Origin of the sequence: Acidovorax sp. HMWF018 (genome assembly GCF_003061035.1) — a bacterium.
Lineage (GTDB): Bacteria > Pseudomonadota > Gammaproteobacteria > Burkholderiales > Burkholderiaceae_C > Acidovorax > Acidovorax delafieldii.
This window is the reverse complement of sequence record NZ_QAIM01000558.1, coordinates 1-6,867: the sequence shown is the minus strand read 5'-3', so window position 1 is coordinate 6,867 and position 6,867 is coordinate 1. Positions and strand designations below refer to the sequence as shown.

Annotated in this window: 6 protein-coding genes; 1 reads left to right on the top strand and 5 read right to left on the bottom strand. The window is 64.8% G+C overall.

Annotated elements, in window-relative coordinates:
* The 4 genes from dapE to dapC form a co-directional block, all read right to left on the bottom strand.
* A partial coding sequence (gene dapE, locus DBR23_RS23805; RefSeq protein ID WP_369882162.1) for a succinyl-diaminopimelate desuccinylase occupies positions 1-886 on the bottom strand: 886 nt, incomplete at its 3' end.
* A gap of 162 nt (positions 887-1,048) precedes the next feature.
* The gene (locus DBR23_RS23800; protein ID WP_060987304.1) at positions 1,049-2,212 is read right to left on the bottom strand and encodes a PilT/PilU family type 4a pilus ATPase; all 1,164 of its coding nucleotides are present in this window, start codon (positions 2,210-2,212) and stop codon (positions 1,049-1,051) included.
* A gap of 68 nt (positions 2,213-2,280) precedes the next feature.
* The gene (gene dapD, locus DBR23_RS23795; RefSeq protein WP_056062639.1) at positions 2,281-3,114 is read right to left on the bottom strand and encodes a 2,3,4,5-tetrahydropyridine-2,6-dicarboxylate N-succinyltransferase; all 834 of its coding nucleotides are present in this window, start codon (positions 3,112-3,114) and stop codon (positions 2,281-2,283) included.
* A 16-nt stretch (positions 3,115-3,130) separates the two neighbouring features.
* Positions 3,131-4,336, bottom strand: coding sequence for a succinyldiaminopimelate transaminase (gene dapC, locus DBR23_RS23790; protein WP_056062643.1), 1,206 nt, complete (start codon positions 4,334-4,336; stop codon positions 3,131-3,133).
* A gap of 181 nt (positions 4,337-4,517) precedes the next feature.
* Here dapC and DBR23_RS23785 point away from each other — a divergent pair, with 181 nt between their 5' ends.
* Positions 4,518-6,005, top strand: a complete 1,488-nt coding sequence (locus tag DBR23_RS23785) for a methyl-accepting chemotaxis protein (RefSeq protein WP_108499781.1) — start codon at positions 4,518-4,520, stop codon at positions 6,003-6,005.
* Positions 6,006-6,049: 44 nt separating this feature from the next.
* On the opposite strand, the gene rsxB is transcribed toward DBR23_RS23785, so the two are convergent.
* Positions 6,050-6,757: an electron transport complex subunit RsxB gene (gene rsxB, locus DBR23_RS23780; RefSeq protein WP_108499780.1), complete on the bottom strand. Its 708-nt coding sequence runs from the start codon at positions 6,755-6,757 to the stop codon at positions 6,050-6,052.
* Positions 6,758-6,867: the final 110 nt, after the last annotated feature.

Below are 6,867 nucleotides of genomic sequence, written 5' to 3'. Positions count from 1 at the left end.
GGTCATATTCGAGGCCGTGGCGGTCAAGCACGGCGTGCACGCGCTGCTGCAGTCCCTCTGCCGTCGATTCGGTCGAGAAGCGGAAGTTGAAGTCGATCACCACCTCACCCGGGATCACGTTGGTGGCGCCGGTGCCGCCATGGATGTTGCTGATCTGCCAGCTGGTGGGCGGAAAGAAGGCATTGCCGTTGTCCCACGCGGTGGACGCCAGTTCTGCCAGGGCGGGCAGGGCCTGGTGGATGGGGTTGCGGGCCAGTTGTGGGTAGGCGATGTGGCCTTGGACACCGCGCACGCTGAGCTTGCCGCTCAAGGTGCCACGCCGTCCATTCTTGATCATGTCACCGGTTTTCTCGACCGAGGTCGGTTCGCCCACGATGCAGTAATCAAGCTTTTCGCCACGCGCCTTGAACTGCTCGACCACGACCTTGGTGCCGTCAACGGAAGGACCTTCCTCGTCACTGGTCAGCAAAAAGGCCAGCTCGATCAGCGGTGCGGGCGTGGCGGCCAGGAACTCTTCCACCGCGACCACAAAGGCTGCGATGGAGGTCTTCATGTCGCTCGCACCCCGGCCATAGAGCTTGCCGTCCTTGTGGGTGGGCACGAACGGGTCGCTGCTCCACTGGGCCAGAGGCCCGGTGGGGACGACATCGGTATGGCCTGCGAACACTACTGTTTTGATAGCGGATGAGGCATGATTCACTAGCGCTACCGGCCGCTTTGCCCACAAATTGCTGACACGGAAGTCTGTGGGCCCACTGTCCAGTCGTTCGCACACAAACCCGAGCGGAGCGAGCCGTGTGGCCAGCAGATCCAGACAGCCGGCGTCCTCCGGCGTAATGGAGGGCAGGGAGATGAGCTGTTCAGCCAGGTGCAGGGTACGGGACATGGGATGGGGTCAGGGAATGGAGACAGGCAGCCGGGCTGCGATCATGGGTACAGGCATTGGCGCTGCGTGGCCCAGGCCAGAGCCGCCGAGCAAGGGATGCCAGGCACCGAGCGCGTCGTTCCCCTGAGGCAGGACTCCGCAGGCCGCTCAAGGGGCGTCACATCACGCCGCCGGCTTGACGTCCAGCACGATCTCGGTGAACGACGGTGTATCGTCGGGTGCATCGCGTGCTTCTTTCTGGGCCTTGGCGGCGTTGGCGGCCAGGGAAAAGTCGTTTTGCAGGCGCCACATCAGGTTGGTGGGCGAATCGGCGTAGGCCATGCCTTCCTTGCGGTCGATCTGCGCATCCATGATGAGGCGGGCCAGCGCTTCTTCAAAGGTCTGCGATCCTTCGGCCATGGATTTTTCCATGGCCTCGCGGACGCCCGAGAAGTCCCCTTTTTCGATGAGATCGGACACCAGCTTGGTGTTGAGCATGACTTCAACTGCCGGCACCCGGCCGCCGTCGGTCTTGCGCACCAGGCGCTGGGAAACCACGGCTTTGAGTGCCGATGCCAGGTCGCCCAGCATGGTGGGTCGTACTTCGACGGGGTAGAACGACAGGATGCGGTTGAGCGCGTGGTAGCTGTTGTTGCCGTGCAGCGTGGCCAGGCACAGGTGACCCGACTGCGCATAGGCGATGGCGGCCGACATGGTTTCGCGGTCGCGGATTTCACCGATCAGGATCACGTCGGGCGCCTGGCGCAGCGCGTTTTTCAGGGCCGTCTGCAGGGACTGGGTGTCGCTGCCGATCTCGCGCTGGTTGACGATGGATTTCTTGTTCTTGAACTGGTATTCGACCGGGTCCTCGATGGTGAGGATGTGGCCGGTGAGCGCCTCGTTGCGGGTGTCGATCATTGACGCCAGCGAGGTGCTCTTGCCCGAGCCCGTGGCGCCCACCATCAGGATGAGGCCGCGCTTTTCCATGATGAGCTCGCGCATCACCGGGGGCAGGCCCAAGGTGTCGAACTCGGGAATCTGCTGCGAGATGAAGCGGATCACCACCGCATAGCTGCCACGCTGGCGCATGGCGCTGACCCGGAAGCGGCCCACGCCACTGAGCGGCACACCCATGTTGAGTTCGCCGGTTTCTTCCAGCTCTTCGATACGGTCCGGGGGGACCACTTCGGACAGCAGGTTGCGTGGCGCATCGGGCGGCAGGATCTGGTTGTTGATGGGCACGCACTCGCCGTTGATCTTGATCAGCGCGGGCGCGTTGGCCGACAGATAGACGTCGGAGGCCTTTTTCTCTGCCATCAGGCGAAGAATTCGTTCCATCGTGCTCATGGTGTTTCCCTCTTGTTGTCAGTCTCTGTCGGCAAAACGGCCCATCGAGCCGCTCTCATGCAACGCGATCAGTCGCGCAGCAGGTCGTTGATGCTGGTCTTGGAGCGGGTTTGCGCGTCCACCTGCTTGACGATGATGGCAGCGTACATGCTGTAGGGCGTGCCGTTGGCGGCCGTCTTGGGCAGGTTGCCGCTCACCACCACCGAGCCCGAGGGCACGCGACCGTAGCTGATTTCGCCGGTGGCACGGTTGAAGATCGGGGTGCTCTGGCCCAGGTACACGCCCATGCCCAGTACGGAGTTTTCTTCGACCACGACGCCTTCGACCACCTCGGAGCGTGCGCCGATGAAGCAGTTGTCTTCGATGATGGTGGGGCCGGCCTGCAGAGGCTCCAGCACACCGCCAATGCCCACGCCACCCGACAGGTGCACGTTGGAGCCAATCTGTGCGCACGAACCCACGGTGGCCCAGGTGTCGACCATGGTGCCTTCGCCCACGTAGGCGCCGATGTTCACATACGACGGCATCAGGATCGCGCCCTTCGCGATGAAGCTGCCACGGCGGGCCACAGCAGGCGGCACCACGCGCACGCCGGTGGCTTTCATTTCTTCTTCGGACAGGTGGGCAAACTTGGTCTGCACCTTGTCGTAAAAGCCCAGGTCGCCAGCCTTGACGACCTCGTTGTCCTTGAGGCGGAACGACAGCAGCACGGCCTTCTTGATCCACTGGTGCACGGTCCACTGGCCCACGCCTTCGCGGGTGGCCACGCGCAGCTTGCCATTGTTCAGCTCGGCAATCACATGCTCGACGGCGTCCTGGATCTCCTTGGGGGCGGCGGCGGGCGAGAGGCTGGCGCGGTTGTCCCAGGCGTTGTCGATGAGGGTTTGGAGTTGTTGGGTCATGTTGTTGTCGATCAGATCAGGCAGTACGGGATTGGATGAATTGCACGATGCGCAGCGCAGCTTCCACGCATTCTTCGGCTTCGGCCACCAGGGCCATGCGCACGCGCTGGGCGCCGGGGTTGCTCCCCTGGGCCTCGCGGGCCAGGTAGCTGCCGGGCAGCACCGTGACATTGTATTGAGCCAGCAGGGCGCGCGCGAACTCGGCATCGTCCATCCCCAGGGCTTCCGGTACTTTGGCCCACAGGTAAAAACCGGCATCCGGCAGGGCGACTTCCATCACGCCAGCCAGCAGCGGTGTGACCTGGGCAAACTTCTTGCGGTACAGCGCCCGGTTGTCCACCACGTGCTTTTCATCACCCCAGGCAGCGATGCTGGCGGCCTGCACGATGGGGCTCATGGCGCTGCCGTGGTAGGTGCGGTAGAGCAAGAACGACTTGATCAGCGCTGCGTCGCCAGCCACGAAGCCGCTGCGCATGCCGGGCACATTGCTGCGTTTGGACAGACTGGTGAAGGAGATCAGGTTCTTGAAGTCGCCGCGCCCCAGCTGCGCCGCAGCCTGCAGGCCGCCCAGGGGCGGCTCGTCGCGGAAATAGATCTCGCTGTAGCACTCGTCCGAGGCAATCACAAAACCGTAGCGGTCGCTCAGCTCAAACAGCTTCTTCCACTCGCTGAGCGGCATCACGGCGCCCGTGGGGTTGCCAGGGGAGCAGACGAAGAGCAGCTGGGTGCGTTGCCACACAGCCTCGGGCACTGCGTCCCAGTTCACCGCAAAGTTGCGGCCGGGGTCGCTGGCCGCGTAGTACGGCTGGGCTCCCGCCAGCAAGGCGGCACCTTCATAGATTTGATAAAACGGATTGGGGCAGACGACCAGCGGCTGGCCTTGCGAGGGATCGATGATGGTCTGCGCAAATGCAAACAGTGCCTCACGCGAGCCGTTGACGGGCAGCACCTGGGTGCCCGGGTCCAGGGTCAGCGCATAGCGCTGTTGTATCCACTGGGTAAAGGCCTCGCGCAGCTTGGGTTCGCCTGCGGTGGCAGGGTAACTGGCCAGTCCGCCCAGGTTGTTACTGAGTGCATCTTTGATGAACTGCGGTGTAGGATGGCGCGGCTCACCCATGCCCAGGCTGATGGGGCTGTAAGCCGCCGGGAGTGTGACTCCCGCAAAGAGTTGCCGCAGCCGCTCGAAGGGGTAAGGCTGGAGTTGGGAGAGCAGGGGATTCATGGAGCGACATTATGGGCGAAGGGCATACGCCCACGGCATGGTGCAGGGTGTCGCGCCGTCTATGGCGAGGGGCAGGGCCAGGTGCGCAGTCAAGCACTGTTTACCCCATGCCGAGTTGTCAATCCGACGTAAGAGCGGGCACATAGCATGGCCCACATTCAAAAACGATAACGGAGACAAGATGTCTGGATTCCTACCGCTGCGCCCCGGGCTCTGGTGGATGCGCAGGTGGCACCTGCCGGGCAAACTGGTGACACTGGGCGTGGTGATGGGTGGCGCCCTGGCGATGGCCGCCGTGGATGCTCCGTGGTGGGCGGTGGCATTGGCAGCCGCCGTGGTTCTGTATGCACTGTGCGCGTTGTATGCGGGTCTGGCATCCGACCTGCAAGGCTTGGCGCATGCGATGGAGCAGACCACACGCGGTGATTTGTGTGCCAGGGCGGGTGTTTATGGGCGGGACGAGGTCGGGTCCATGGCCCAGTCGCTGGACCGCATGGTGCTCGCACTGTCGGCCATGGTGGCCGATATCCGCAGCAATGCTGCGTTGGTGGCCCATGCGGGACAGAGCCTGGCGCAAGGTAACCGGTCGCTGGCCGATCGCACCGAACAGCAGGCGGCCAACCTGGAGCAGACGGCTGCCAGCGTGGAGCAGCTGTCGTCGGCCGTGCAGAACAACGCACAGACCGCGCGCAGCGCCGATGCCCGCGCCGCAGAAGTACGCAAGGCAGCCGACACAGGAGCCGAGGCCATGGCCCGCGCCGTGCAGTCGGTGGAGGCCATCCAGCAAAGCGCGCGCCGCATGACCGAGATCATTGGTGTCATCGACAGCATTGCGTTTCAGACCAACATCCTGGCCCTGAACGCTGCGGTGGAGGCCGCCCGTGCGGGTGAGCAGGGCCGGGGCTTTGCCGTGGTGGCGGGCGAGGTGCGCACGCTGGCCAAGCGCTCGGGTGACGCGGCGCGGGAGATCCGCGAGCTGATCAGCGCCTCGGTCAGCCAGGTGGAGGCCAGCGCCGGGTTGATCCGGTCGGCGGGCGAGGGCATTGCCAACATGGCCAGCGGCATCCGCAGTGTGGCGGCGAGCATGACCGAGATATCCGGCTCCAGCGCCGAGCAAAGCACGGGACTGAGCGAAGTCAGCTCCGCCGTGCAGCAACTCGATCAGATCACGCAGCACAACGCCCAGATGGTGGGCCACGCGGTCTCGCAGGCCGAGGCGCTGGAGCACCGCGCGTCCACCCTGTCGCAAGCGGTGGCGGCGTTTCGCCTGCAGCAGGGCACAGCCGATGAGGCAGTGGCCTTGGTGAACAAGGCGGTGGCGCTGCACAAGACCAGTTCGCGTGATCAATTCCTGCGCAGCATCACCGACAAAACCCAGCCCTACCATGACCGTGACATGTATGTGTTTGTGCTGGACGCCGGCGGGACCTATCTGGCCTTTGGCGGCAACCCGGCCAAGGTGGGCACCCGGGTGCAAGACATCCCCGGCATTGCCGGCGACCGGCTGGTGAGCGACATCGTTACCCAGGCCGACCGCGCCCCGGGGTGGGTGGAGTACGACATCAACAACCCGGCCACCGGCGCGGTGCAAACCAAGATGTCCTACGTGAGCCGGGTGGGGGACTGGTACGTGGGCTGCGGCGTGTACAAATCGCTGGCCGCGCGGTAACCCGCAGACAGGCGGTTGCTGGTCCAGCGGACCAAGTGCCGTTCTCAGCGCGCTCCCTTTTCACGCAGTTGCCGTGCGCGCTCCATGGCGGCGGCAATGGCCGCCTTGCGTGCCTCCATGCCCTCGGCGGCCACCGCAGCGGCGGCTGGGCTGTGGGTGGCGGCCGATGTCGAATCGGCCTGCGCTCCGGAGCCTTCGTCCTCTACATCCTCCAGCGGCACCCGCTGACGGTGTTGCTGATACCGCTGTTTGGCTTGGACCGCGAGCGCATCAGACCACGCAGCCCATCCGGTGGCTATGCCGCTGGCGTTGTCGAGCTGGATGCAATCTACCGGGCAGACCGGGATGCACAGCTCGCACCCTGTGCAGTAAGGCTCGATGACGGTGTGCATTTTCTTGTTGGAGCCCACGATGGCGTCTGTGGGGCAGGCCTTGATGCACAAGGTGCAGCCAATGCACCACGCCTCATCAATGAAGGCCACGCTGCGCGGTGCCTCCACCCCATGGTCGGCGCTCAAGGGCGCCACGGCATGGCCCGTGATGGCGGCCAGGCGGGCCACGCCCTCAGCACCGCCCGGAGGGCACTGGTTGATGGCCGCCTCCCCCTGGGCGATGGCCTGCGCATAGCTGGCGCAGTCGGGATAGCCGCAGCGCGTGCACTGCGTCTGGGGCAGGGCGGCATCAATCCGCGCTGCCAGGTCGGTGAGGGCAGCATGGGATGGGGTGGTGCTGGCAGAGGCGGGGTGGCTCAAGCCTTGCGCGCCTTGCTCTTGCTGCCGCTGCGGGTGGACGGCGCTGCAGTGGCGCTGGTCTGGGCCGTGGCCAGATCAGCGGTGGGCGCCTGCGCCGCACCTGTGGGCGC

Coding starts and splice junctions, on each gene's coding strand:
- DBR23_RS23800 (WP_060987304.1), bottom strand. CDS start 2,212: ATGAGCACGATGGAACGAATTCTTCGCCTGATGGCAGAGAAAAAGGCC.
- dapD (WP_056062639.1), bottom strand. CDS start 3,114: ATGACCCAACAACTCCAAACCCTCATCGACAACGCCTGGGACAACCGC.
- dapC (WP_056062643.1), bottom strand. CDS start 4,336: ATGAATCCCCTGCTCTCCCAACTCCAGCCTTACCCCTTCGAGCGGCTG.
- DBR23_RS23785 (WP_108499781.1), top strand. CDS start 4,518: ATGTCTGGATTCCTACCGCTGCGCCCCGGGCTCTGGTGGATGCGCAGG.